This is a genomic window from Plantactinospora sp. CNZ321 (genome assembly GCF_004217235.1).
The window spans coordinates 3,058,409-3,081,733 of the sequence record NZ_SHKQ01000001.1; the positions used below are offsets into that span (position 1 = coordinate 3,058,409).

The window sequence follows — 23,325 nt, forward strand, 5'->3', positions numbered from 1 at the left end:
GACGCCGGTGATCTGCCGGCGTCGGCCGTGGTCATGGCGGCCGGTCGTCGCGTACTGCTCGGCCGGTCACCGGGGCGGGGCCGGCACCGGGCGGGCGAGGGAGCGGACCGGAAACAACCGAGAGGGTGAGCGCGATGCCTGACATACGACCCACGGCGGGCTCCGGAGCGTTGGTGCTCAATGCGACCTATGAGCCGCTGTGTGTCGTTTCAGTGCGTCGAGCCGCCATTCTGGTTCTCTCCGCCAAAGCCGTCTGCGTGGCAGACGGGGACGGGATCCTGCACAGTGCCCGCAACTCCCTGCCGGTGCCGTCGGTCGTCCGGCTGACCCGGTTCGTCCGGGTGCCGTACCGGACCCACGTCGGGCTCTCCCGCCGGGCGATCTTCGCCCGCGACAACTGGCGCTGTGTCTACTGCCGAGGCCCGGCCGAGACCATCGACCACGTCTTCCCGCGCAGCCGGGGCGGCCGGCACGCCTGGGAGAACGTCGTCGCGGCCTGCGCCCGGTGCAACCACACCAAGGGTGACAAGACCCCGGCCGAGCTGGGCTGGCGGCTGCACTCGCTGCCGACCGCGCCGAAGGGCATCGCGTGGCGGGTGCTGGGGCACCGGGCACCGGACCCACGCTGGGCGGACTGGCTGGACCTGTGCGAGGCCGAGGCGGCCTGAGAGCGCCCGTCCCCGGTCACGCCCCGGCGGGCGGAGACTCAGGTGTGCCGGGCCGAGACCAGGGACGCGAACACGATGACATTGTCGGAGTATCCGGTGGAGCCGCCGACCCAGCGACCGCCGCAGGTGATCAGCCGGAGTGACGGCCGGCTGAAGTCGCCGTAGACCTGGTCCACCGGCAGATCGGACTTGTTGAACCGCCTGACGGAGTTGACCTCGAAGACCGCCACCGACCGGTCCTCCCGATCGATCTCGATCTTGGCGCCGGGGCGCAGCCCGGCCAGGTCGTGGAAGACGGCCGGTCCGGTCCGGGTGTCGACGTGGCCGACGATCACCGACGGCCCGTACTGACCCGGGGTCGGGCTCTGGCGGTACCAGCCGGCCTCCTCCCGGCGGTCCGACGCCGGCACCTCGATGGTGCCGTCCGGTGCCACCCCGACCGGGTGCACCGGCGCGGTCAGATCGAGCGACCGGATGCCGATCTCCACCGGCGGGCTCGACTCCAGCACCGGAAACTTGCGGGGCGGTGCCGGTGCGCCGAACGGCAGCCCGCTGGGCAGCAGGACCATCCCGGTGACGCTCTGCACCCCGAAGAGGGTGACGAGCAGGCCCAGCAGCAGGGTGATCACGGGTACCGGGCCGGGCCGGCGGGCCCAGCGGCGTCGGCCCACCCACCGGGGCGACCGGGGCGGCGCGGTGTCCAGGGTGCCGGGCGGGGTGCCGTCGACCGGATCCGGGCTGGTGATGCTCGCCGCGGTGGCCTGCCGGGCGAGCCGGGCCGTGCGGTGTCGCCACCGCGCGGTACGCGCCCACCAACGGCCGGTCCGGCCCCGCCACGTGCCGTCGCCCGTGGAGAAGCGGAACATGCCGGCCCGCGGGTCAACTACCCGGTTCGGTACGCCGCCGCCGGCCGGCCACCCCGAACCCGAGCGCCAGCACGACGATGCCGAGACCACCGGCGATCATCAGCGTCCCGCCCGGTCCGCCCGCCGTACCGCCACCGCCGGTGGCCGGTCCCTGGCTGCCCTGACTCATGTTCACCACGGTCAGCGTGGTGGTGGCGTTGTTGCCGTTCTGCTCGCAGGCCAGGTTCACCGCGTACGCCCCGGGGGCCTTGCTGCCCGGGATCGTCACCGACCCGGTCAGGAAGCCGTTGTCGGGGCGCACGATCACCCGGCCGAACGCGTCCGAGTGCACCGTGGCCTGCTGGTTGTTCGCGCCGTCGCAACTCGCCCGGATGTTGACCCGGGTACCCGCCTGGGCGGTGTTCGGGGTGACCTCGACGAACGTGTTCGGTCCGGCCCGTACCGCGCTCACGTTTCCGAACAGTGGCCCGGGAACCAGGGTGGCGACGGTGACGCCGGCGGCGATCGTACGGCCGACGACCTTGGCAGTGAGCATGACTTCCCTCCCCGGCGGTGCAACCCCTCGGCCGGGCACCCGTCGCGTCGGGCGCGGGTCGGGTGCGCGGCCACCGTCCCGGGACGTCTTCCCACCGACCGGGCGCACACACGCTCCCGGGCGGCTGAGAACAGACGGTCGCCCTGGTCAACCTCCTGACGCGGGCGGAACCGGGAGTACCGGGTGCCAGTCCAGCGGACTGGAGAGCACCATCGTGCTCGACGGCTGGCCGTACGGGGCGAGACGGTCGATCACCCGCTCGAACGTCTCGATCGACTCGGCCGCCACCTTGAGCATCGAGCAGGCGTCCCCGGTGATCCGGTGTATCTCCAGGATCTCCGGCCAGTCCGGCACCTCCGGGTCCCGGAGGATGCATCGGGCTCCGTAACAGGACATCCGGATCATCGCGACCACGTTCCGGCCGGCCCGGGCCAGGTCGACGTGTGCGTGGTACCCGGTCACCACACCGGATTCCTCCAGCCGGCGGACCCGTTCGGCGACGGCCGGTGGCGAGAGGTGGACCCGGCGGGAGAGTTCGCTGAAGGAGAGCCGGGCATCCGCCTGGAGTTCCCGCAGCAGTGCCCAGTCCATCTCGTCCATCATCGTCTGCTCACTCTCGCCTGACCTGACCCCGTACTCCGGATCGACCTTTCAAACGTTAAGCCAATCCGCCGGCCAACCACACAAGCGCTGGACTTGAGCCCCTATCGCCGTTGGTCCGGCATTCCGTCCGCGGCGTCGGCGGCGAGATCATGACGGTAGCGGGCCACGGAACGCAGTGCGGGCCAACCCGAACCCGGCAGCGGGCCACGAAGAATCCGGCAGCGGGCCACGAACCCGGCAGCGGGCACGGAACGGAGGCGACGGTGGAGAGCATCCAGCGGCAGCGGCGACCTGGTCGACCCCGGGTACGTCCGGTGAACGCGGCGCAGCGGGCGGCCCGGGCGGCGGCGAACGGCGGCGAGCCGACCCTGGAACCGGTCGGACGTACGCCGTACGACGAGTACGTGCACGCCAGTACGCTGCATCGCCTCCAGCAGCCGCTGAGCCGGGATCCCGGCGAGATGTCGTTCCTGATGGTCAGCCAGATCATGGAGCTGTACTTCGGGCTGACCTGCTTCGAGTTGCGCGAGGCGCGGCAGCGGCTGCGCGCCGACGACCTGTGGGGCGCGCTCGCCCCGCTGCACCGGGCCGCCCTGCACCTGGAGGGGCTGAACGGGGCCTGGCGGGGACTGCGCTGGATGACCCCTGCCGACTTCAACCGGTTCCGCAACCTGCTCGGCGAGGGCTCCGGGTTCCAGTCCGCGATGTACCGGCAGCTGGAGTTCCTGCTCGGGTTGAAGTCCGCCAGCATGGTCCGGCCGTTCCATCGGCAGCCGAAGGTCCACGCGGAACTTGTCGAGACGCTCCGAGCGCCGAGTGTCTGGGACGAGGTGGCCGCCCTGCTGGCCCGCCGGGGCTTCGACCTGCCGGCCGCGCTGTCGCATCGGGACTTCTCCGCCGAGGCCGAGCCGAGCGCCGAGCTGACCGCCGCCTGGGTGGAGATCTACGCCGACACCGGCCCGGACAACCACCTGCGGCAGCTGGGCGAGACGCTGGTGGAGATCGCCGAACAGTTCGACGACTGGCGGCACCAGCACCTGAAGGCGGTACGCCGAACCATGGGTGCCAAGGTCGGTACCGGCGGGTCGGCGGGCGCGGCCTGGCTGCGCCGGAGCATGGCCCGGGAGGTCTTCCCCGAGCTGTGGGCTGCCCGGACGGAGATGTAGTGCCGGCGGCTACCGTTCCGTTCCGAGGGCGAGCGAACGAGGACCCGAGGGCGAGTGAACGAGGTCTGAGGGCGAGCGAACGAGGACCCGAGGGCGGGCGACAGAGGCCCCGAGGGCGGGCGACAGAGGAGTTGACGAGCGGATGACCACCCCGGAGCAGGAGGAGGCGGCCCGGCGCCGCGACGAGGCCGACCCGGGTCACCGGCACCTCTTCCACGTCCCTCCGGCCGAGGGCGGCCGGTACGCCGAGGCCGCCTACCTGGTCGGCAACTCGCTCGGGCTGCAACCCCGGGCCGCCCGCGCCGACCTGGAGGCCGAGCTGGAGACCTGGGCCCGGCTCGGCGTCTCCGGCCACTTCGCCGGCGACCGGCCCTGGGTGCCGTCGTACCGCGCGCTCACCGGGCCGAGCGCGTCGCTGGTCGGCGCGCTGCCGGCCGAGACCGTGGTGATGAACTCGCTCACGGTCAACCTGCACCTGCTGATGGTCTCCTTCTACCGGCCGGAGGCCGGCCGGGACCGGATCCTGATCGAGGACGGCGCCTTCCCGTCCGACAGCTACGCGGTGCGCAGCCAGGCCCGGCACCACGGGCTGGACCCGGACGAGACCGTCGTCCGGCTGCGCCCCCGCCCCGGCGAGGAGAACCTGCGTACCGAGGACGTGGTCGACCACCTCGACCGCGAGGGGCACCGGGTCGCGCTGGTGCTGCTCGGCGGGGTCAACTACCTGACCGGGGAGCTGATGGACATCCCGGAGATCACCCGGGCCGGGCACCGGGCCGGCGCCCTGGTCGGCTGGGACCTCGCGCACGCGGTCGGCAACGTGCCGCTGGCGCTGCACGACTGGGACGTGGACTTCGCCGCCTGGTGCACCTACAAGTACCTGAACTCGGGGCCGGGGGCGCTGGCCGGGGCATTCGTGCATGAGCGGCACCTCGGCGACCCGGCGATGGACCGGTTCGAGGGCTGGTGGGGCACTGACGAGGCGACCCGGTTCGAGATGGCCCCGGTCTCCAGGCCGCCGGCCACCGTGGAGGCGTGGCTGATCTCCAACCCGCCGGTGCTGGCGATGGCGCCGATGCGCAGCGCCCTGGCCATCTTCGAACAGGTCGGGATGCCCGCGCTGCGGGCCCGCAGCGAGCGGTTGACCGGCTACCTCGAAGGACTGCTCGACCAGATCACTCCCGGGCGGCCGCTTGCCGTGCTCACCCCGCGCGAGCCGGCCCGGCGCGGCTGCCAGCTCTCCGTCCGGATCGGCCGGGGCGGGGCCGCCGCGCTGACCGGGCGGCTGTCCCGGGAGTACGGGGTGCTCGTCGACGACCGGGAGCCGGACGTGATCCGGCTGGCCCCGGTCCCGCTGTACTCGACGTACCACGACTGCTGGCGGGCGGCCGAGGCGCTGGCCCGGCTCGTCGACGAGGCATGATCCGGACCGCCGACCGGGCGTCCCCGCCAGGGCTTGGGGGCGGGCGGGCGCCGGCCGGTTACGGCCGGGATCGGCACCCCGAGATCTGCTGGGTGGCGGTTTCCGATACCGTGAACGACGACCGGATCGGTCAGGTGGACGCTTTCGTCACCCACTCCGACCGGGCACGATGATCCCGTTTTCGCCTGGGGGCGTTGAGGTTGTCTGTTTCCGACACGTTGCTGGTCTTCGTTGGCATCCCGGCCGCCGCGATACTTCTGATCACGGTGTTGGCCGGGGCCGGCCGGAGCGGCCGGCACGCCCGGCGTTACCGCCCGGGGCGGCCCTTCGAGTTCACGCCGGTCTGGTTCCTCTCCTCGCCCGAGCACCTGACCGAGTCCGCCCGGGCCGCGCTGCCGGCCGGTGCGGAGACCCGGGCGTTGACCAGCGGGGAGATCGAGACCATCGGCGCGCCGAAGCGCGCCGGCGTGACAGGGGGCGCAAGTGACCGCTGGTAAGAGCGTGTCGACGGCCGAGCGGCCCGGGGCCGGGGACGGGCCGGCGGGCAGCACCGCCCGGCCGAACGTGCTCGACGGGCCGTTCACCACCCGCCAGCTCCTCCGGATCGACGAGGCGCTGCGGATCGCCGACGAGTCCACCGGGCTGGTCTTCACCGTCTACGTCGGTCCGCTGACCGAGCCGGTACGCGAGGATGCGCAGCGGCTGCACCTGGAGCTGGTAGAGCCGGCCCGCGCCGTACTGCTCGCGCTCTCGCCGAACCAGCGGGTGCTGGAGATCGTCACCGGGGCCGAGGCACGCAAGCGGATCCCGGACCGGGACGCCAAGCTCGCCGCGCTCTCCATGGTGGCCGCCTTCGGCGGCGGCGACCTCGCCGGCGGCATTGTCAGCGGCCTGGACCAGCTCGCCAGCCGGGCCCGCAGCTCCGCCTGACGCCGCAGCCGTCCGGCCCGCCCTTCGCCCGCCCCGGGGCGTCCGCCGGGGGTCGGCATCGACGCGCGGGCCCGGCTGGACGCCGACGACGTCCGGGCCGGCTCGGCGGCCGGTCAGGCCAACCAGGTGCCGATCCGCCAGTACGACTCGATGCGGTGCCCGTCCGCGGGCAGGGTGCGCAGATCGTCCTCGGTCCACCCCTGCTCGGGCGGATGCCACTCGTAGCGCGGTTGGGCCATCGAATCCACCTCCATCGGGAAGCCTAACGGCCCGGACCGGCCGGCCACCGCCCCGCACCGCCTGGTGCGGTCGGTTCGGCGGGCGGCCCGTCCGGCGGTGAGGTCAGGCCGGTGACGCCGCGTCCCTGGCCCGGGCCCCCAGCGCCCGCACCACGCCGTCCCGCCCCTCGGCGACCAGCCGGCGCAGCGGCGCCGGATGCCCCGGCTCGGCCAGCCAGGCATCGGTCAGCCGGACGGTCTCGTCGGTGATCTGGTACGCCGGATAGGCGAGCATGACGAACTCCTGCGCCGGCTCGCTGTCCCGGCTCTTCCATACCTGGCCGACGACCTGGAAGAACCGCTCGGCGTACGGGGCGGTCAGCTCGACCTGCGCCGGGTGCTGGAAGCCCTGCAGCAGCGCCCGGTGCCGCCAGTTCGGCAGTGCCTCGTCCCCGGTCAGGGTGCGCCACACCGCCTGCTTGTTCTCGGCGGTGGGCAGCAGCGCGTGGGCGAGCGCTGCCTCCCGCTCGCCGCTCGACGTCCGGTCCGCGGCCAGCTCGGCGTCGATGTCGGCCGGTCCCGCCGCGCCACCCGCGACCAGGGCACGCAGCACCGACCAGCGCAGTTCGGTGTCGACGGTCAGCCCGTCCGGCACCTCCGCACCGTCCAGCCAACCCCGGAGCACGGCCAACTCCTCGTCGCTGCGGGCCGCCGAGGTGTAGGTCCGGGCCCAGGTCAGTTGCAGGCCGCTACCCGGCTCGGCGGCGCGCACCGCAGTCGCCGCGGTACGGGCGAACCGCGCCCAGCCGGTCGGCGCCCACTCCGGCGTGGCGTACGAGGTGAGCGTGGCGGAGACCTGCCGCAGTGTCGCGGTGACCAGGTTGATGTCGGTCTCGGCGGGCAGCCCGGCCAGGGCCAGCGCCACGTAGTCCCGGGCGGCCAGTTCGGCGTCCCGGACCATGTCCCAGGCGGCGGCCCAGCACAGGCCACGGGCCAGCGAGGACTCGAACGCGGCGATGTGCCGCACCACCGTCGCCATCGACCGCTCGTCCAGCCGCAGCTTGGCATAGGTCAGGTCGTCGTCGTTGAGCAGCAGCACGTCCGGTGCCGCCACTCCGGTGAGCTGGGGCAGCTCGGTACGCTCGCCAGCGACGTCGACCTCGATCCGGTCCCGCCGGACCAGTCGGTCGCCCCGCAGGTCGTAGAGGCCGATCCCGATCCGGTGGGTACGCAGCGTCGGGTGCTCGTTCGCCGCCTCCTGCCGGACCACCACCGACTCGTACCTGCCGTCCGGGCCGATCGACACCTCCGGGCGGAGCGTGTTGACCTGCGAGGTCTCCAGCCACTCCGCGGCGAACTTGCGCAGTTCCCGCCCGGAGGCCGCCTCCAACTCGGTCAGCAGGTCGTCGAAGGTGGCGTTGCTCCAGGCGTACCTGCCGAAGTAGCTGCGCAGGCCCTCCAGGAACGGCGCCTCGCCGACGTACGCCACCAGCTGCTTGAGCACGCTGGCGCCCTTGGCGTACGTGATGCCGTCGAAGTTGACCTCGACGGCCTCCAGGTCCGGCATCTCGCAGTAGACCGGGTGGGTGGAGGAGAGCTGGTCCTGCCGGTAGCCCCAGTTCTTCCGGACGGAGAGGAAGGTCGTCCAGGCGTCGCCGAACCGGGTGGCGTTGGTGTTGGCCCAGTGGCTGGCCCACTCGGCGAACGACTCGTTCAGCCACAGGTCGTTCCACCAGCGCATGGTGACCAGGTTGCCGAACCACATGTGGGCCAGCTCGTGCAGGATCGTGTTGGCCCGCTGCTCGTACTCGAAGTCGGTCTCCTGGGAGCGGAACAGGTAGTGCGCCTCGGCGTGCGTGACACAGCCGAAGTTCTCCATCGCGCCGGCGTTGAAGTCCGGCACCCACACCTGGTCGTACTTGGGCAGCGGGTAACGGACGCCGAACTGCCGCTGGAAGAAGTCGAAGCCCTGGGTGGTGATCAGGTGCAGGTCCGTCGCGTCGAGGTACCGCGCCATGCTGGTCCGGCAGAAGTATCCGAGGTCGACGCCGTCGTGGGTGAACCGCACCTCGTGGTAGGGGCCGGCGCAGAGCGCGGTGATGTAGGTGCTCATCCGGACCGACTCGGCGAACCGGACCGTCTTGGTCTCCGCGTCCGCCGGCTCCTCGCCGCTCACCGGCATGTTGGAGACGACCCGCCAGTGTGCCGGCACGGTCGCGTGCCAGGTGAAGACGCTCTTCAGGTCCGGCTGGTCGAAGCAGGCGAAGACCCGCTGGGCGTCGGCGGTCTCGAACTGGCTGTAGAGATAGGTCTCGCCGTCCACCGGATCGACGCTGCGGTGCATCCCCTGCCCGCTGGAGGAGTAGAGGAAGTCGGCGTCGACGACCAGGGTGTTCTCGGCGGACAGGCCGGTCAGGATGAGCCCGTCCTCGGCCGACCACCCGGAGAGGTCGACCGGGGAGCCGTTCAGCGTCGCGGACCGTACCGAATCCGCCGCCACCTCGATGAAGGTGCTGGCGCCCGGCTCGGCGCACCGGAACCGGACCTCCGTCGTCGAGCGGAAGGTGCGGGTTTGGGCGCCCCGCCCCGCAGACGACAGGTCCAGGCGGATGTCATAGCCGGTGACGTCCAGTAGACGACCCCGCTCCGTCGCCTCGACCTGGGTCAGGTTGCGCACTCCTGGCACGTGAATCTCCATCCGGTCTGCCCGCTGACTGTCCCCGTCGACAGCGTCGAGCCATCCCCACGGCTCGACGTTGAGTGTTTCATGCCGGCGGAAACGCCACCGGTGCTCCAGGTCACGGTCTCATCCCGCTGTCGGCGGGGGGTCTGCGGGGTGAAGATCTGTAACGGTGTCGCCGATTCCGGCCTCCCAGACGACGAAGGGAGTCGCGCCGTGTCCGAGCGCGCGTCCGTTGACATGTTCTTCGACCCGATCTGCCCCTGGGCCTGGATCACCTCCCGCTGGCTGCTGGAGGTGGAGAAGGTCAGGCCGGTCGACATCCGGTTCCGGGTGATGAGCCTTTCGGTGCTCAACGAGGGCCGGGACGACCTTCCCGAGGAGTACCGGGAAGGGCTGAAGACCGCCTGGGGCCCGGTGCGGATCTGCATCGCGGTCGAGCAGCGGCACGGTGCCGAGGCGGTCGGCAGGCTCTACACCGCGCTCGGCAACCGGATCCACCTCGGTCGGGAGGACCGGGGACCGGAGCTGTACCGGGCGGCGCTGGCCGAGGTCGGGCTGGACCCGGCGCTGGCCGAGGCCGCCGACTCGACCGGGTACGACGAGGCGCTGCGGGCCAGCCACGACGCCGGGATGATGCCGGTCGGCCAGGACGTCGGCACACCGGTGATCCACGCTCCCGGCCCGGTGCCGGGCCAGACCGTCGCGTTCTTCGGTCCGGTGATCACGCCCGCCCCTCGGGGGGAGGCGGCCGGCCGGCTCTGGGACGGCGTACTCCTGGTCGCCGGCACCCCCGGTTTCTACGAGCTGAAGCGGACCCGTACCGAGGCGCCGAGCTTCGACTGAATCCTCTGCAACCCGGTGCACTGATCGCCCGGGGCGGGCGACCCGGCCGGTACGCCACCGGCCGGGTCGCCGCCCACGGGGTGGAAACCGCCGGGGTGTCCGTACGCCGGGTCCGGCACCGCCGGTAGCGTTCCCGCACATGACGGTCGTGCATCCGATCCGCCGCGCCTGGGTCACCACCGGCGGCACCGGCGCCCAGAACTACGACGAGTTCGCCGACGACGCCGAGATCACGGCGATCATCCGGGACAACCCCGCCAGCGCACTCGCGATCGAGATGCCGCACCGGGCGCCGGAGAGCCTCGGGCGGTCCTTCACCGACGCGCTGCCCGCCGCGGTGGCCCGGTTGGCGCAGGCCCGGGCCGACGGCAGCTACACCCCGGCCGAGCAGGTCGTGGTGCTCTACCGGATCACCGCGCCCGGTGAGGCGCCCGGTTACGGGATGTTCGCCATGGTCGACACCGACCAGATCTCCACCAGCGCGGACGAGCCCGGACTGGTGATCCGGAACGAGGACGTCTTCATCGCCAAGGTGCGCGAGCGGGTGGCGCTGGCCGAGGCGACCGGTCATCTCCTCTCGCCGGTACTGCTGCTCCAGACCGGTAACCGGGCCGCCGGCGAGGGTGCCGGCGGGCCGGGGCGGGAGACCGGCGAGGCGCTGCACCGGGCGTTGGCCGAGGCCACCGACGAGGCCGGTCCGCCCGCCGCGACCGACACCGACCAGGCCGGGCGTACGCACGCCATCTGGCTGCTCGGGCCGGGGGCCGGCCAGGACGAGCTGCTGGCGCTGGCCGGCGCCGGTGAGCTGGTCGTCGCGGACGGAAACCACCGCAGCCTGGCCGCGCAGATCGGTGAGCTGCCCCGGTTCCTCGCGGTGATCACCACACCCGCCTCGGTGGCGATCCAGCCGTACAACCGGCTGGTCAGCGAGCTGACCAGTACCCCGGACGAGCTGCTCGACCGGCTGCGCGCCGCCGGCGCCGGGGTCGAGCCGGTGGCCGGTCCGGCGGCGGTGCCGGACTCCGGCGGCACGATCCAGCTCTACACTGCCGGCGCGACCTACGCGGTCACGCTTCCCACCGGTCAGGGCGGTGGGGTGGAGAACCTGGACCATGCGCTCGTCGAGCGGGTGCTGCTGCGGGAGGCGCTCGGGCTGGACCCGGGTGACAAGCGGATCACGTACGTCGGTGGGGACTACCCGGCGCGGTGGCTGGTCGGCGAGGTCGACGCGGGCCGGGCGGAGTTGGCGATCCTGATCGCTCCGGTGACCGTGCGGGACTTCGTCGCGGTCAACCTGGCCCGGCAGAAGATGCCCCGGAAGAGCACCTGGTTCACCCCGAAGGCCCGCGCCGGCCTGGTGCTGGCCGAACTCGGCCGGAACACGACGGAGGCGCACCGGGGCTGACGGCGCGGCCGGGCCGCCGGCCGATGTCTCCGGCCGGCGTCTCCAACCGGTGTCTCCGGCCAATCGGACGGGTCTCGGGCCGCGACCACTCCTGTGATCTGTTCGGCTGTCGCCGTGCCTGCCGGCGGGTGGCCGCGTCGGGCTGACAGACTGCGCGGTATGCGCGTCTATCTGGGATCCGACCATGCCGGCTACGAACTCAAGGTGCACCTGGCCAACCATCTGGCCAAGCAGGACTACGAACTGGTGGACGTCGGGCCGTTCCTCTTCGACCCGGACGACGACTATCCGGCGTTCTGCCTGCACGCCGGGGCCCGGGTGGTGGCCGACGCGGGCAGCCTGGGCGTGGTGATCGGTGGCTCGGGCAACGGCGAGCAGATCGCCGCCAACAAGGTGGCCGGAATACGGGCGGCGCTCGCCTGGAGCGTCGAGATCGCCCAGCTCGCCAGGGAGCACAACGACGCGAACGTGGTCGCGATCGGTGCCCGCCAGCACACCCTGGACGAGGCGACCGCGATCGTGGAGGCGTTCCTCACCACGCCGTTCTCCGGCAACGAGCGGCACGCGCGGCGGATCAGGCAGGTCGCCGAGTACGAGCGCTCCGGTGCGCTGCCGGCGCTGCCGGCGTCGTAGCCGCCGACCCCGCCGGTCAGCGGCCGCCGCGCGGCAGCTCCTCCCGAGGTACCCAGTTGCGTCGGACCAGCACCAGCCGTTCGGCCGCCTCGGCCAGATCGGCCTCGGTGGGCCGGGCCGCGTCCCGGGCCCGCATCGCCGCCCCGACGCTCACCTGGGAGGCGCCCGAGCCGATCAGCCCGCGCAGGCCGCGTTCCGCGTCCCGGTCGTCTCCGCCGCCCGGCGCGGCTCCCGGCCCGGTGCCCGGGTCGCCGCCGCGCTGGCTCTCCCCGGGTGGACCGCCGCTGCCGCTCGCCGGGTCATGGCGCAGTCTCCGCCGTCGGCGCTCCGGGTCGGTCATGCCTCGACACTACCGGTCGATGGCCTGCCGGTCCTGACTCAGAAGATTCCGAGGCCGGCGGGCGCTCGGTGCCAGCCGAACGCGGCGGAGGTCCGGGCCAGGGCGCCGGGACGGATCTCCCGGACCCGCCCGGCGGCGGCCAGCGCGGCGAGGGAGGGGCCGCCGAGGTAGGCGGTGGCGAGATCGCGTACGTCGCAGGCGAGATCGGCCGGGTCGTCGGTCCGGCCACACCGGGCGGTGCCGGCCGCGGCGGTCAACCGCCACCGTCCCGCGTTCTCCGGCAGCAGCGGGTCGGTGACCTCCAGTACGACGTCGACGTCGGTGGCGTATCCGCGGGCCGTCAGCGCCGCCGGCAGGTCCACGATCCGGACCCAGAGCCCGTGGTCGAGCCGGGCACCGAGCTGGCGTACCTCGTCGGCCAGGTGCTGCACCGGCTCGTCGGTGGCGGCGAAGTCGTACCGCACGTTCCGGGTCAGGTCGATGCCGACCAGGAACCGCCACAGCGCCGCGTAGGCCGCTGGGTCGGCGGCCACCAGCTCGTCGAGAAGTACGCTGCACCGTGGCCCCCGGTCGTCCTGTCCGGGCCGGACCCGCCACAGGGCGTAGCCGACCGGCCCGTCCGCCGTCTCGGCGAGTATGACCTGCCGGGCCGTCGCGCCGGACCGCTGGGCGGGGTTGTCGATCAACAGGTACCGCCACCACGGGTCGGTCCGGCTGGACCAGCCCGGCCGGTCCCGGCGGAGCCGGTCCCAGAGGGCGGCGAGCGCGGGTCGCAGCGCGACCGGGTCGCCGGTGCGCAGCGTTGTCCTCGGTCCGGTCCCGTCCGGCTCGGCCAGGCGCAGCCCGGCGGTCTGCACGTCCAGGCGCCACCGTTGCGCCGCCTGGCCGTAGCCGAACCGGGGATAGATCTGCCCCTCGCTGGCCCAGAGCACCGCGATCGGCTCCCGGCCGGCAGCCCGGACGTCCCGCAGCTGTCGGCGCATCAGCCGGCTGAGCAGACCCTGCCGGCGATGGGTGGCCGCCACCGCGACCCTGGTCACGTGCGCGGCAGGTACGACCGCACCCGGCACGGTCAGCTCCCGGGTGAACGCCGCCGCGTGCGCCACCACGGCGTCCCCGGAGCGGATCAGCAGCGACCGTTCCGGTTCGGTGAGGGCCTGGCCCGCCTCCGCCTCGTCCTCGTCCGGCAGTGCGTGGTAGGCGGCGTACAGCAGGGTGGCGATGGCGGCCCAGTCGGCCGGGGCGCCGACCTCGATCGGTGGCTCTGATCCGAGCGTCGTGGCGGTCATCGATCCTGTCTAACCGATCCACGCCGGCTCGGCGAGGTGTTTACCGGCTGGTTACCCTCGGAACTGGGGACGGGTTCGGGCCCGACCCGATGGGGAGGACAGGACAGATGGCAGACCAGACGCAGCCGTGGGCCGAGCGGACCGTCGAGATGCCGCCCGGTGCGGAGGGACCGGGGATGCCGCCGGGGACCGAGGGATTCCGGCGGGGTGTGGCGCAGGTCGGGGTGCCGCGGCCGCGTACCGAGCCGGAGGCGCCGCACGAGCCGACCGGCACCGGGTGGCCGGTGATGGAGCAGGAGCGGCAGCAGCTTCCGCCCGGCTACCACTGGCGCCAGCTGCGCATCGGACGGCACTGGAGCATGATGGGCGGCCTCTTCGCCTTCGTCTGCTGGGGAATCTGGGCGATCTCGTCGCGGGGCGACCTGACCAGTCCGGTGGTCACCTTCGTGCTGACCCTCTTCGTCGCGGTCGGCCTCTTCGCGCTGGCCCGGTTGGTCGGCCGGGTGGTCTGGGAGCGTCAGCTCGGCCGGATCCGCCGCAGTGCCCGGGGCGCGCACCTGGTCACCGGGATCTTCCTGGCCGGGGTCGGGGTGGCGTACCTGCGCCAGACCGGGTGGGTGGTCGACCTGTGGAACTGGGTGGCCGGGCTCGGGTGACAAATCACAATTTGGTCACTCGATAGTTACTGAGCGCGTGGCGTCCGATTACTCGGCGCTACTATTCGGTCTCCGTCCTCCACTGGAGGTTGTGCACGGTGACCCTGCTCAGCGTGATAGTCCCGGTCTACCAGGTGCGGGCGTACCTGGCGGACTGCCTGGACTCCATTCTCGACCCGTCCTTTCCCGACCTCGAACTGGTGGCGGTGGACGACGGCTCCAGCGACGGCAGCGCGGCGATCCTGGCCCGGTACGCCGAACGCGACCCCCGGCTGGTGGTGGTCACCCTGGACCGCAACCAGGGGCTCGGGACGGCCCGCAACACCGGCCTGTCCCGGGCCACCGGCGAGTACGTGTGGTTCGTCGACGGCGACGACTGGCTGCCGGAGGGGAGCCTGCGGGCCGTCGCCGAGCGGCTGACCCGGACCCGGCCGGACCTGCTGATCACCGCCTACACCCGGTACTACCCGAACGGCGGGACCCGGCACCTGTCGCTCTCCCAGGTCGGTGCCGGGAAGCCGGTGCCGGAGACGTTCACCCTCCGGGAGCGCCCCGGGCTGCTGTCGGTGCTGCACATCACCTGCAACAAGGTGATCCGGCGCCGGTTCCTCCTCGACCTGGGCCTTGGGTTCGAGCCCGGCTGGTACGAGGACGTCTCGTTCAGCTTCCCGCTGATGCTCGCCGCGCGGCGGATCACCCTGCTGGACCGCTGCTGTTACGCCTACCGGCAGCGCCCGGAGGGCGCGATCACCGCGACGGTCAGCGAACGGCACTTCGAGGTCTTCGCGCACTGGGACCGGGTGTTGGCCGGCCTGGACGCCGACCCGGCGGTGTCGGCCGAACTGCGTCACCTGATCTTCCAGCGGATGATCTGGCACCTGTTGCAGGTGCTCGGCCATCCCCGGCGGGTGCCGCCGGGCCGCCGCCGCGAGTTCTTCGCCGAGATCGTCACCCGGTACCGGGCCCACCTGCCACCGGCGGGCTACCAGCCGCCGGGCGGTGCCGCCGGACTCAAGCACCGGCTGGTCGGTCGCGGTGCGTACGGGCTGTTCACCGCGCTCCAGGCCGCGCGGCGGGCGCACGTCGGCGTGGTGACCCGGGTCCGGCACCCGCGCTCCGGAGCGCGGCCGGCGGTCGGCACCGCCGCCTCGGCCCCGCCGCCGGTGCCCGGCAGTCGTGCCGAGGCGGTACCCGGCGAGGTGACCGATCGGGTGGGCTGACTGTGGGCTGAGCACGGCGGCGCCGGATCAGCCGTGCTCGCCGAGCGGGCCGACCCGCCAGCCCCGGCGGAGGCACTCCTCAAGCAGGTACGGCAGCGCGGCGAGGCTGGCCTGCCAGGAGCCCGGCGCCGAGGTGCAGTCGGAGTCGTGCAGCAGTACGGTGCCGCCGCCGGACAGCCCGGCGCGCAGCGTGTCGAGTACCGAGGTGCGGGTCGCCGACCGGGTCCAGTCCCGCCCCCAGCAGGTCCAGAGCACCGGGGTCAGGCCCAGCCGGCGGGCGGCCATCAGGGCGGCGGTGCTGAGCACCCCGTACGGCGGGCGGAAGTACCGGGGCGTCCGCCCGGTCACCGCGCCGATCAGCTCCCGGGTGCGGGCCAGGTCGCGGTAGGTCGCGTGCGGGCCGCGGAGCAGCAGGTTCCGGTGCGCCCAGCCGTGCACCGCCACCTCGTGCCCGGCGGCGGCGAGGTCCAGGCCGAGTTCGGGTGCGCGGGCCAGCATCGACCCGAGCAGGAAGAACGTCGCCCGGGTCCGGTGTGCGGCCAGGGTCTCGACGAAGAGCGGGGTGGAGGCCGGGTCCGGGCCGTCGTCGAAGGTCAGCGCGACGTGGCCCGGAGAGCCACGTCCGCTCAGCCGGGGAAAGAACCTCAGCCGTACCCCGGGCAGCACGGTCAGCGCCGGTACCACCTGGGCGGCCAGCGCGGCACCGACGGTCGTCGCCGGTACCGCGCGTCCGCGCACTCGTTCCTCCACCCGCCGCACCATCGCGGACGCGGATACCCGCGCGGCCGGTCTTCATCCTCATCCGCCACGGGTGGCCCGGCCAGTCCGGCCCGGGTCTTCCGGGGGCCGACCGAGTTTGCGGGGGCGCCGATCGGGTAGCCGGCGCGCGGCGCTCCGGGGAGATGCGGCGCTCCGGGGAGGTCCGGGGGTGCAGGCGAGTTCGACACGCCGTGCCGGACACGTAGTCCGCCGTGCCGCGTGTCGCGGCACCGGGTTGTGGTGACCGTGGGTCTGCTCTCGGCCGGCACCGTGGCCGGTGGCCGTGCGGCACAACACCCTGGCGCCCATGGTGACCGGAGAATCACCGACTGACCAACCTGGACACGTTTCCGCACGTCGAGCGGGTGGGAACGCGCTTGGTAAATAGCCGACAGCAGCAAGTCGATAATGGCGGACAAAGCATGCTCTTCGATGCGTCCGAAGCGCAGTGATTACTGATAGTCGTTGCCCGACAACGCCTTTGGCCATGATTGGGTCTTGCCATTCGAGAAGCGAAACCGGGTATGCTGTCTGCCGTTCATAGCCGCCGGATGCCGCGTGGCGCCGGCGCTGATCGCCGCCTAATCGCCACACGGCGAGCCGGGGACCCACGCACCCCTGGGGTGAATCCGCGACAGCGGTAGGGACCACTTCCATCCCGAACCCGTCAGCTAACCCGGTCGGCGGCCGACGGAAGGGATACATGTGAGGGCACCCCTACGCCGAACACTGGCGACTGCCCTGGCACTGCTCACCGCCGCAGCACTGGTCATGGTCCCCTCGGAGGCGTCGGCGGCGCCAGCGCCGAAGCCGGCTCCTGAGGAGGAGGCCGACTCACCGGTACTCGGAGAGGTGCTCGCCAGCGCAGGCAAGCGGCTCGCCGAGGCGAAGGCCGAGCGCGTCAAGTCCCAGCGGCGGCAGCAGCAACTCGGCACCCAGTTGAAGCAGGCGGAAGCCCGCCTCGCGGCACTCACGCCGGAGGCGAGCGAGATCGCGGCCGAGTCGTACCGCAGCGGCAAGCTCAGCGCGATATCGATGCTGCTGACCAACAACTCGTCCGACCCCTCGGCCAGCTCGTTCATGGAGCGGGCGTCCGCGCTCAACGAGTTGAACATGTTCAACAACAGCAAGATCCGCGCGCTCAACCAGGCGCGGGACGAGGTCGGTGCGGCCAAGAAGGCGATCGACGAGGAGGTCGCCAAGCAGGCCGCGCAAGAGAAAATCATCAAGAAGCAGCAGTCGGACGCGGCGAAGGCGCTCGCCCTGGTGGGTGGCAACTCGCGCCCCGACAAGGGGCTGGTGGCGGCCACCTCGCCGGTGGCCAGGCCGGGGCCCGGGATGGCGGACGGCTTCCCGGGGCTGCCCTGCAACAAGAACGACCCGACCACCAGCGGCTGCGTCACCGCCCGGACTCTGCACATGTACAACGAGGTGCGCCGGGCGGGCTTCAAGAGGTTCGTCGGCTGCTACCGGCCCGGCGGGCCGTTCGAGCACCCGAAGGGCCGCGCCTGCGACTGGTCGCTGCGCAACTCCGGCTTCAGCCGGGCCGCCAACGACGACCAGATGAAGTACGGCAACGACCTGGCCGCGTTCCTGATCCGCAACGCGGACCGGCTCGGCATCCTCTACGTGATCTGGTACAAGGAAATCTGGTTCCCGGACCGGGGCTGGAGTTCCTACAGCGGTCCGAGCGACCACACCGACCACGTGCACGTCTCGATGCTGTAGCCCGAGCAGCAGAACAGCCCGCGCAGCACAACGCCACCGCCCCGCCACCTGGCCGCCAGGTCGCGGGGCGGTCGCGTTGTGCGGACAGGTGCCGCGCCGACTGGCATCATCGGCGGATGGTCACCATCGAAGTCGTCCGTGGCGACATCATCCGGGAACGCGTGGACGCGATCGTCACCGCCGCCAACGAGTCGCTGCTGGGTGGTGGCGGTGTGGACGGTGCCATCCACCGCGCGGCCGGTCCCCGGCTCGCCGAGGCGGGCGGGGCGCTCGCACCCTGCCCACCCGGCGAGGCGGTGGCGACCCCGGCGTTCGACCTCGACCCGCCGGTCCGCAACGTCATCCACACCGTCGGTCCGGTCTGGGCGGGCGGCGGATTCGGCGAGGCCGAGGTGCTGGCCTCCTGCTATCGCCGCTGCTTGGCGGTCGCCGACGAGGTGGGTGCGCGCAGCGTGGCCTTTCCGGCGATCGCCACCGGGGTCTACGGCTTTCCTGCCGACCGGGCGGCCCGGATCGCGGTCGATACGCTCCGGTCCACGCCGTCGGCGGTCGAGTCGATCCGGCTGGTCGCCTTCGACGAGCAGACCCGCACGCTGCTGCGGGCGGCACTCGACGGGACCGGCCCGGCCGGGCCGGCAGCCTGACCGTCCGAGCCCGGGCCGGAACCCCAGACACCGGGCGACCGGTTCGCCGGTGGGCGGCACACCGCCCCGGCGGCTCAGCTGGGCCCGAGGTCGGCACCTCCTTCACGCTCTCCGTCTCCCTCGACGGCGGCACCACCTGGCAACCCGTGCGGGTCGACCGCTCCGGCGACGGGACGTACCAGGCCCAGTTGCCGCAACCAGACGCCGGCCAGTCGGTCTCGCTGAAGGTCGCGGCCCACGGTGACGCGGGCAGCGGCGTCGAGCAGACCATCGTCGACGCGTACCGGGCCGGATAGCCCCCGGCCGCCGCCGACGTGCCGGTGTCTCGGCATGTCGGCGGCATCCCTGCGGCCCGCGGATCACGGATCCGGCCCGGTTTGCCGGGCCATCCCGTCGTAGCCGAGGTACGCACCCCGCTGGGCGAGTTCCACGTGCAGCCCGGGCCCGGGTTACGCGATCCGGGTGCGCCAACACCACCCCCCCCAGACGAGCGGAGGCGCCCTTTTCGGACTCGGTGTCGGCGGTGATGGGTGGAAGGCGAGGGCGTTGCAGCCGTAGTTTCAGGCTGCGGGCGGTAAGGCGTGGGCGATCTTGCGTGACTCAGCTGTCGGGCCGGCTGCGAAATTGGGCGGTACCCGTCGGGCCGCGACGTGGCAACCAGATCGGCGATAGGGCGCCACCTCACGAGATTCAGCCTCATTTACAGAATGGGTAGATCGGCGCCGAGATTGCGGAGCCGGTCGGGTTGGACGTACAGCGCCGCCCGGACGGCGGCGAAGGAAACGCCTGGCGCGCGTCTGGTCCGTTCGACGTCCCGGACGATCCGACTGATCATCGCCAGCCGGACCTTGGCCTCGGTCAGCCGTGACTGTAGGTGGCACAGGGCCTGCTGGCAGGAGGCAAGCTCGACTTTCAGTCGCTCGTTCTGTTGTTCCAGCGTCAACGGTGGTGGCGGGTCGGAGCTGTACGGATCCAGTCGCACGGGCTTGCCCTCCTCGGCAGGTAGGCGGGGCGGGGGCTGCCGCCGGGCGCCGGAGGATTGGAAGAGGACCGGCGGCAGCTCCCGTTTCAGCGCCCCGCCCGACCGCTCGCGATGGCCACCCGGACGAGGGCTCGCCCGATCGTCTCGCGGGTGCTGTCTCCTGCGCAAGTGTACAGGCCAACATGTCAGGCGAATCTACCGGAGCAGATCGGGTAGGCCGAGCTGGTGAGTACGGTCGCGCCCATGGCCAAGCTGCCCGGTCCGCTCGTCGGACCTGCGGAGATTCAGGCGATGCTGGGTGTTGGCCGGTCGCGGGCGCGGCAGATCATCAATCAGCGAAATTTCCCAGAGCCGTACCAGACACTCATCGGCGGGTCCGTCTGGGTCCGTGCCGAGGTCGAGGATTGGATCAGGAAGCACCGCCGGCCTCGACCACCAGTCAGCGACGACGAGGACGAGCCGGGCTGAGGAAACGGACCCGATGACCGGTTCCAGCGGCCACAGGACCGCCTCGGGTATCAGAGACTCTCGGGCAGCCAACGGCCGACTCCGGCCGGCTCGCCCGCCCGGCTGCGGGTCTCGGCGAGCAGGCGGAGGGCTAGGACCGTGATCCAGGCCCAATTGACGGCGATCATCACTCGTTGGATCAGGCCGGCCGACGGATGGTCGGTCTCCCACGCCGTACCGAAGGTGACGAACAGGGCCAGTCCGGCGAGTCCGGTCAGGAGGTCGTACCCGACCCAGGCCCGACCGGTCGGGCGGCCGGCGGAGCGGCGGGCCAGGACGAAGCACGCCACCGGCACCGACGCGAACACCACGATGCCGAGGTTGTCGTGCAGTACGCCCGGCAGGCTGGTGGCGATCCCGTCCGGCGGGGCAGCGGGCGGATAGCCCCGGGCCGGGTCCATCACGAAGACGCCGGAGAGCAGCAGCCCGAGCCCGAGCGCGCCAACGGCCAGCGGCCCCCAGAGGTCGGCGCGGCCCGGACGCAGCGCGCGGCGCAGCCCGACCGCGAAGCCGAGTAGCAGCAGCCCGATCAGTACGAAGTTGGTGATCTGGATCCAGCCGCGCGGGCCGAGACTCAGCGCGCTCACCGGGTGGTACGTCGGGTCGTAGCCGGCCCGGGTGGCACCGTCGACCAGGAACACCAGGATAAAGAGCGGTGGACCGACCGCTCCACCGCAGAGCAGGAACCGGGTCAGCCGACGCGGTGACATGTTTCCTCCATGGGTGACGCATCCGGCGCCGAGGGGCGGCCCCGGGACCGGTGGGGTCTGCTGCGGTCCCGTCCTTGGACGTTGCGGTACGGACCCGGCCCGGCGCTGCTGCCGGTCGGCCATCGGTTCTGGTCGGCTGGCCAGGGCTGTTGGCCGGTTGACCAGCCCTTCGGTGGAACCGGCCGTTTGTAGGCTCGGTGTATGGAGCTGGCCCGACGCCTTCGGTGGCCCGGTCGAGGCTGGGCCGGCACCGCCGTGCCATCCGGGTCCGCCCCCACCGGACCCGGCGGTACGGGCCGGCGCCGGCGCACCATCCGGGACTGGCTCGTGGATCTCGTGCTCTTCGGCCTGGCGATGCTCGTGTGGGCGTGGACCTGGCGCAGCGTACCGCTGCACTACGTCGACACGATCCCCGGCTGGATGCTCACGATCGACCCGTGGGTCGGTGCCGTCGGCTGCCTGGCCCTGTGGTGGCGGCGGCGTTTCCCGATCCTCCTCGGCGTCGCGATGGTGCTGGTGGTGGCGCTGGCGGCCACCGGGCTCGGCGCGGCCCTGGTGATGGTGCTCACCGTCGCGGTGCACCGCAACTGGCTGCCGGCGGCCCTGCTCGCCGTGCTGCACCTGGTGCCCTCGCTGGCGTTCGGATACGAGAACCCGCCGCCCGGCGTCACCCGGTGGGCGTACCTGACGATGGTTCTGCTGATGTACCTGGTGCCGCTCGGCTGGGGGATCGCGGTTCGGGCCCGTCGGCAACTCATCGCCAACCTGCGGCGCGAGGTCGACCGGGAGCGTGCCGAACAGCGGCGCCGGCTGGCCGGGGCCCGCCGGGCCGAACGGGAGCGGATCGCCCGGGAGATGCACGACGTACTGGCGCACCGGATTTCGCTGATCTCGGTGCACGCGGGCGCGTTGGCGTACCGGACGGCGCAGTCCGACGCCGGTGCCGGGGCGCCGTTGGGCGCGACGGAGCTGGGCGGGGCGATCGAGGTGATCCGGGACAACGCCCGACAGGCCCTGGTCGAGCTGGGCGACGTGCTCGCCGTACTGCGGCCGGAGCGGGGTGACCGGGACGGCGGCGGGCCGCACCCGGACTCCGGTACGGACGACCGGTCGGCGCCGCAGCCGAGGCTGGCCGACATCCTCCGACTGGTCCAGGAGGCGCAGGCGGCCGGTCAGCGGGTGGCGTTCGAGATGGTCTGCCCGCCCGGTGCGGCCGAGTCGCTACGGCCGGCGGTGCAGCGTACGGTCTACCGCACGGTCCAGGAGGGTCTGACGAACGCCCGGAAACACGCCGGCCAGACCGAGGTGACGGTACGGGTGGAGGTCGATCCCGCCAGCGGCATCGCCGCCACGATCACCAACCCGCTGCCGTCCCCGCGTACGGCGGCCGATCTCCCCGGGGCAGGCGCCGGGCTGACCGGGCTCGCCGAGCGGCTGGCCCTGGACGGCGGGACCATCGAGCACGGTGTGGTCGGCGCGACGTTCCGGCTCGCCACCCGGCTACCCTGGCCGGCATGACTCCGGGTGACGCGATCCGGGTACTCCTGGTCGACGACGACGCGCTGGTCCGGACCGGTCTGCGGCTGATGCTCGGCGGGGCGCCGGACATCGAGGTCGTCGGCGAGGCGGCGGACGGTGCCGACGTCGCCGACGCGGTGACCCGGCTGCGCCCGGACGTGGTGCTGATGGACGTCCGGATGCCGCTGCTGGACGGGATCGCGGCGACCCGGGCGATCACCGCCCGGTCGGGGCAGCGTCCGGAGGTCATCGTGCTGACCACCTTCGACGCCGACGCGACGATCCTCGACGCGCTCCGCAACGGCGCGGCCGGGTTCCTGGTCAAGCACACCCCGCCGGAGCAGATCGTCGACGCGGTGCGCCGGGCCGCCACCGGTGAGCCGGTGCTCTCCCCGACGGTCGCCCGTACCCTGATCGACCACGTCGCGGGCTCCGTCCCGCACCGCCGACCCGACCAGCGCCGCGAACTGGCCCGGGAGCGGTTCGGGCTGCTCTCCGAACGGGAACGGGCGGTCGCCGTCGCGGTGGCGGAGGGGCTGTCGAACAGCGAGATCGCCGACCGGCTGTTCCTGTCCGTCGGCACGGTCAAGGCGTACGTCTCCAGCGCGCTGGCCAAGCTCGACCTCGACAACCGGATTCAGCTCGCGCTGCTCGCCCACGACGCGGCCGACGAGTAGCGGTACCCGTCCGAGCGCTGGCCTGCGCCGGTTCTGTTTGATGCGGGACCTCTTCGGCAAGATCGCCAGCGGGCAGCAGGTCGGCGAGCCGGAGATCGCGGCGGCGCTGGAGAAGGCTCAGCAGGAGATGGGCACCGGTGGTTGACCCGCCCCGGCTCGACGGCCGGGACGCCGCTGGAGTGACCGGGTGGCGGATAACCGGGCTGTGCGCGGAGTCTCGGTTAAGTACACTCGTGACCAGCCCAGCGCGATCTTGGCCTGTCCGTGGCCGGACGCGTGCGACGACGAGTGAGGGGAGCCGGCCGTGCGCTACCGCACCGCT

At 72.5% G+C, this 23,325-nt stretch carries 26 protein-coding genes and 1 riboswitch; of the genes, 16 read left to right on the top strand and 10 right to left on the bottom strand.

All coding sequences use genetic code 11. The annotated features are described in order from the left end of the window. Positions 1 to 134: 134 nt before the first annotated feature. The gene (locus EV371_RS13695; RefSeq protein ID WP_130462385.1) at positions 135 to 668 is read left to right on the top strand and encodes an HNH endonuclease; all 534 of its coding nucleotides are present in this window, start codon (positions 135 to 137) and stop codon (positions 666 to 668) included. 38 nt (positions 669 to 706) lie between these two features. Here the strand turns inward: EV371_RS13695 and EV371_RS13700 are convergent, their stop codons facing one another. The 3 genes from EV371_RS13700 to EV371_RS13710 form a co-directional block, all read right to left on the bottom strand. Continuing rightward, positions 707 to 1,534, bottom strand: a complete 828-nt coding sequence (locus tag EV371_RS13700) for a class F sortase (RefSeq protein WP_130462386.1) — start codon at positions 1,532 to 1,534, stop codon at positions 707 to 709. A 13-nt stretch (positions 1,535 to 1,547) separates the two neighbouring features. After that, positions 1,548 to 2,069 carry a hypothetical protein gene (locus EV371_RS13705; protein WP_349338224.1) on the bottom strand — a complete coding sequence of 174 codons (522 nt, stop codon included), beginning with the start codon at positions 2,067 to 2,069 and terminating at the stop codon, positions 1,548 to 1,550. 147 nt (positions 2,070 to 2,216) lie between these two features. Continuing rightward, positions 2,217 to 2,669, bottom strand: coding sequence for an AsnC family transcriptional regulator (locus EV371_RS13710; RefSeq protein WP_130465885.1), 453 nt, complete (start codon positions 2,667 to 2,669; stop codon positions 2,217 to 2,219). Between the two features lie 275 nt (positions 2,670 to 2,944). On the opposite strand from EV371_RS13710, the gene EV371_RS13715 reads away from it, so the two are divergent. From EV371_RS13715 to EV371_RS13730, 4 genes are all read left to right on the top strand, one after another. Continuing rightward, positions 2,945 to 3,838 carry a tryptophan 2,3-dioxygenase gene (locus tag EV371_RS13715; protein ID WP_486484939.1) on the top strand — a complete coding sequence of 298 codons (894 nt, stop codon included), beginning with the start codon at positions 2,945 to 2,947 and terminating at the stop codon, positions 3,836 to 3,838. A 142-nt stretch (positions 3,839 to 3,980) separates the two neighbouring features. Continuing rightward, the gene (gene kynU, locus EV371_RS13720) at positions 3,981 to 5,261 is read left to right on the top strand and encodes a kynureninase (RefSeq protein ID WP_130462388.1); all 1,281 of its coding nucleotides are present in this window, start codon (positions 3,981 to 3,983) and stop codon (positions 5,259 to 5,261) included. Between the two features lie 194 nt (positions 5,262 to 5,455). Continuing rightward, positions 5,456 to 5,758, top strand: a complete 303-nt coding sequence (ctaJ, locus tag EV371_RS13725) for an aa3-type cytochrome oxidase subunit CtaJ (protein WP_486484598.1) — start codon at positions 5,456 to 5,458, stop codon at positions 5,756 to 5,758. Between the two features lie 4 nt (positions 5,759 to 5,762). Continuing rightward, the gene (locus EV371_RS13730) at positions 5,763 to 6,191 is read left to right on the top strand and encodes a DUF5130 family protein (protein ID WP_130465887.1); all 429 of its coding nucleotides are present in this window, start codon (positions 5,763 to 5,765) and stop codon (positions 6,189 to 6,191) included. A gap of 113 nt (positions 6,192 to 6,304) precedes the next feature. Here the strand turns inward: EV371_RS13730 and EV371_RS34285 are convergent, their stop codons facing one another. After that, on the bottom strand, positions 6,305 to 6,430 hold the full coding sequence (locus tag EV371_RS34285; protein ID WP_486484599.1) for a hypothetical protein: 126 nt from the start codon (positions 6,428 to 6,430) through the stop codon (positions 6,305 to 6,307). Positions 6,431 to 6,533: 103 nt separating this feature from the next. Then, positions 6,534 to 9,086 (bottom strand): aminopeptidase N, encoded by a 2,553-nt coding sequence (gene pepN, locus EV371_RS13735; RefSeq protein WP_130465888.1) that lies wholly within the window; start codon positions 9,084 to 9,086, stop codon positions 6,534 to 6,536. A 219-nt stretch (positions 9,087 to 9,305) separates the two neighbouring features. Here pepN and EV371_RS13740 point away from each other — a divergent pair, with 219 nt between their 5' ends. From EV371_RS13740 to EV371_RS13750, 3 genes are all read left to right on the top strand, one after another. Beyond that, on the top strand, positions 9,306 to 9,935 hold the full coding sequence (locus EV371_RS13740) for a mycothiol-dependent nitroreductase Rv2466c family protein (protein ID WP_130462389.1): 630 nt from the start codon (positions 9,306 to 9,308) through the stop codon (positions 9,933 to 9,935). Positions 9,936 to 10,074: 139 nt separating this feature from the next. Continuing rightward, positions 10,075 to 11,340, top strand: a complete 1,266-nt coding sequence (locus EV371_RS13745; protein WP_130462390.1) for a DUF1015 family protein — start codon at positions 10,075 to 10,077, stop codon at positions 11,338 to 11,340. Between the two features lie 159 nt (positions 11,341 to 11,499). After that, positions 11,500 to 11,973, top strand: coding sequence for a ribose-5-phosphate isomerase (locus tag EV371_RS13750; protein ID WP_130462391.1), 474 nt, complete (start codon positions 11,500 to 11,502; stop codon positions 11,971 to 11,973). Between the two features lie 16 nt (positions 11,974 to 11,989). On the opposite strand, the gene EV371_RS13755 is transcribed toward EV371_RS13750, so the two are convergent. Then, on the bottom strand, positions 11,990 to 12,313 hold the full coding sequence (locus tag EV371_RS13755; protein ID WP_130462392.1) for a hypothetical protein: 324 nt from the start codon (positions 12,311 to 12,313) through the stop codon (positions 11,990 to 11,992). Between the two features lie 38 nt (positions 12,314 to 12,351). Beyond that, positions 12,352 to 13,602, bottom strand: coding sequence for a GNAT family N-acetyltransferase (locus tag EV371_RS13760; RefSeq protein WP_130462393.1), 1,251 nt, complete (start codon positions 13,600 to 13,602; stop codon positions 12,352 to 12,354). Between the two features lie 107 nt (positions 13,603 to 13,709). Between EV371_RS13760 and EV371_RS13765 the strand changes: the two genes are divergently transcribed. Both EV371_RS13765 and EV371_RS13770 read left to right on the top strand, forming a co-directional pair. After that, positions 13,710 to 14,258 (top strand): hypothetical protein, encoded by a 549-nt coding sequence (locus EV371_RS13765; protein WP_130462394.1) that lies wholly within the window; start codon positions 13,710 to 13,712, stop codon positions 14,256 to 14,258. Positions 14,259 to 14,356: 98 nt separating this feature from the next. Beyond that, on the top strand, positions 14,357 to 15,478 hold the full coding sequence (locus EV371_RS13770) for a glycosyltransferase (RefSeq protein WP_165436680.1): 1,122 nt from the start codon (positions 14,357 to 14,359) through the stop codon (positions 15,476 to 15,478). A 27-nt stretch (positions 15,479 to 15,505) separates the two neighbouring features. Here EV371_RS13770 and EV371_RS13775 read toward each other — a convergent pair whose 3' ends face one another. Then, positions 15,506 to 16,228, bottom strand: a complete 723-nt coding sequence (locus tag EV371_RS13775) for a polysaccharide deacetylase family protein (RefSeq protein ID WP_486484600.1) — start codon at positions 16,226 to 16,228, stop codon at positions 15,506 to 15,508. 577 nt (positions 16,229 to 16,805) lie between these two features. Further along, a riboswitch (cyclic di-AMP (ydaO/yuaA leader) is annotated at positions 16,806 to 16,939 on the top strand. Between the two features lie 3 nt (positions 16,940 to 16,942). Between EV371_RS13775 and EV371_RS13780 the strand changes: the two genes are divergently transcribed. The 3 genes from EV371_RS13780 (at position 16,943) to EV371_RS33395 (ending at position 18,905) form a co-directional block, all read left to right on the top strand. Beyond that, positions 16,943 to 17,965: a VldE C-terminal domain-containing protein gene (locus EV371_RS13780; protein WP_130462397.1), complete on the top strand. Its 1,023-nt coding sequence runs from the start codon at positions 16,943 to 16,945 to the stop codon at positions 17,963 to 17,965. 116 nt (positions 17,966 to 18,081) lie between these two features. After that, on the top strand, positions 18,082 to 18,609 hold the full coding sequence (locus EV371_RS13785; RefSeq protein ID WP_130462398.1) for an O-acetyl-ADP-ribose deacetylase: 528 nt from the start codon (positions 18,082 to 18,084) through the stop codon (positions 18,607 to 18,609). A gap of 146 nt (positions 18,610 to 18,755) precedes the next feature. Then, positions 18,756 to 18,905, top strand: a complete 150-nt coding sequence (locus tag EV371_RS33395; protein WP_165436681.1) for a hypothetical protein — start codon at positions 18,756 to 18,758, stop codon at positions 18,903 to 18,905. Between the two features lie 404 nt (positions 18,906 to 19,309). Here EV371_RS33395 and EV371_RS13795 read toward each other — a convergent pair whose 3' ends face one another. Further along, on the bottom strand, positions 19,310 to 19,591 hold the full coding sequence (locus EV371_RS13795; protein WP_130462399.1) for a hypothetical protein: 282 nt from the start codon (positions 19,589 to 19,591) through the stop codon (positions 19,310 to 19,312). Between the two features lie 243 nt (positions 19,592 to 19,834). Between EV371_RS13795 and EV371_RS13800 the strand changes: the two genes are divergently transcribed. After that, on the top strand, positions 19,835 to 20,059 hold the full coding sequence (locus EV371_RS13800) for an AlpA family phage regulatory protein (RefSeq protein ID WP_130462400.1): 225 nt from the start codon (positions 19,835 to 19,837) through the stop codon (positions 20,057 to 20,059). 50 nt (positions 20,060 to 20,109) lie between these two features. Here EV371_RS13800 and EV371_RS13805 read toward each other — a convergent pair whose 3' ends face one another. After that, positions 20,110 to 20,808, bottom strand: a complete 699-nt coding sequence (locus EV371_RS13805; protein ID WP_130462401.1) for a DUF998 domain-containing protein — start codon at positions 20,806 to 20,808, stop codon at positions 20,110 to 20,112. 327 nt (positions 20,809 to 21,135) lie between these two features. On the opposite strand from EV371_RS13805, the gene EV371_RS13810 reads away from it, so the two are divergent. Together EV371_RS13810 and EV371_RS13815 are read left to right on the top strand one after the other, a co-directional pair. After that, positions 21,136 to 22,326, top strand: a complete 1,191-nt coding sequence (locus EV371_RS13810; RefSeq protein ID WP_165436682.1) for a sensor histidine kinase — start codon at positions 21,136 to 21,138, stop codon at positions 22,324 to 22,326. Continuing rightward, the gene (locus tag EV371_RS13815; protein WP_130462403.1) at positions 22,323 to 23,003 is read left to right on the top strand and encodes a response regulator transcription factor; all 681 of its coding nucleotides are present in this window, start codon (positions 22,323 to 22,325) and stop codon (positions 23,001 to 23,003) included. The genes EV371_RS13810 and EV371_RS13815 overlap by 4 nt, the downstream gene beginning before the upstream one ends. Positions 23,004 to 23,325 lie beyond the last annotated feature (322 nt).

Coding starts and splice junctions, on each gene's coding strand:
- EV371_RS13765 (WP_130462394.1), top strand. CDS start 13,710: ATGGCAGACCAGACGCAGCCGTGGGCCGAGCGGACCGTCGAGATGCCG.
- EV371_RS13700 (WP_130462386.1), bottom strand. CDS start 1,534: ATGTTCCGCTTCTCCACGGGCGACGGCACGTGGCGGGGCCGGACCGGC.
- EV371_RS13800 (WP_130462400.1), top strand. CDS start 19,835: ATGGCCAAGCTGCCCGGTCCGCTCGTCGGACCTGCGGAGATTCAGGCG.
- EV371_RS13705 (WP_349338224.1), bottom strand. CDS start 2,069: ATGCTCACTGCCAAGGTCGTCGGCCGTACGATCGCCGCCGGCGTCACC.
- EV371_RS13695 (WP_130462385.1), top strand. CDS start 135: ATGCCTGACATACGACCCACGGCGGGCTCCGGAGCGTTGGTGCTCAAT.
- kynU (WP_130462388.1), top strand. CDS start 3,981: ATGACCACCCCGGAGCAGGAGGAGGCGGCCCGGCGCCGCGACGAGGCC.
- EV371_RS13760 (WP_130462393.1), bottom strand. CDS start 13,602: ATGACCGCCACGACGCTCGGATCAGAGCCACCGATCGAGGTCGGCGCC.
- EV371_RS13815 (WP_130462403.1), top strand. CDS start 22,323: ATGACTCCGGGTGACGCGATCCGGGTACTCCTGGTCGACGACGACGCG.
- EV371_RS13785 (WP_130462398.1), top strand. CDS start 18,082: ATGGTCACCATCGAAGTCGTCCGTGGCGACATCATCCGGGAACGCGTG.
- EV371_RS34285 (WP_486484599.1), bottom strand. CDS start 6,430: ATGGCCCAACCGCGCTACGAGTGGCATCCGCCCGAGCAGGGGTGGACC.
- EV371_RS13745 (WP_130462390.1), top strand. CDS start 10,075: ATGACGGTCGTGCATCCGATCCGCCGCGCCTGGGTCACCACCGGCGGC.
- EV371_RS13755 (WP_130462392.1), bottom strand. CDS start 12,313: ATGACCGACCCGGAGCGCCGACGGCGGAGACTGCGCCATGACCCGGCG.
- EV371_RS13805 (WP_130462401.1), bottom strand. CDS start 20,808: ATGTCACCGCGTCGGCTGACCCGGTTCCTGCTCTGCGGTGGAGCGGTC.
- EV371_RS13750 (WP_130462391.1), top strand. CDS start 11,500: ATGCGCGTCTATCTGGGATCCGACCATGCCGGCTACGAACTCAAGGTG.
- EV371_RS13710 (WP_130465885.1), bottom strand. CDS start 2,669: ATGGACGAGATGGACTGGGCACTGCTGCGGGAACTCCAGGCGGATGCC.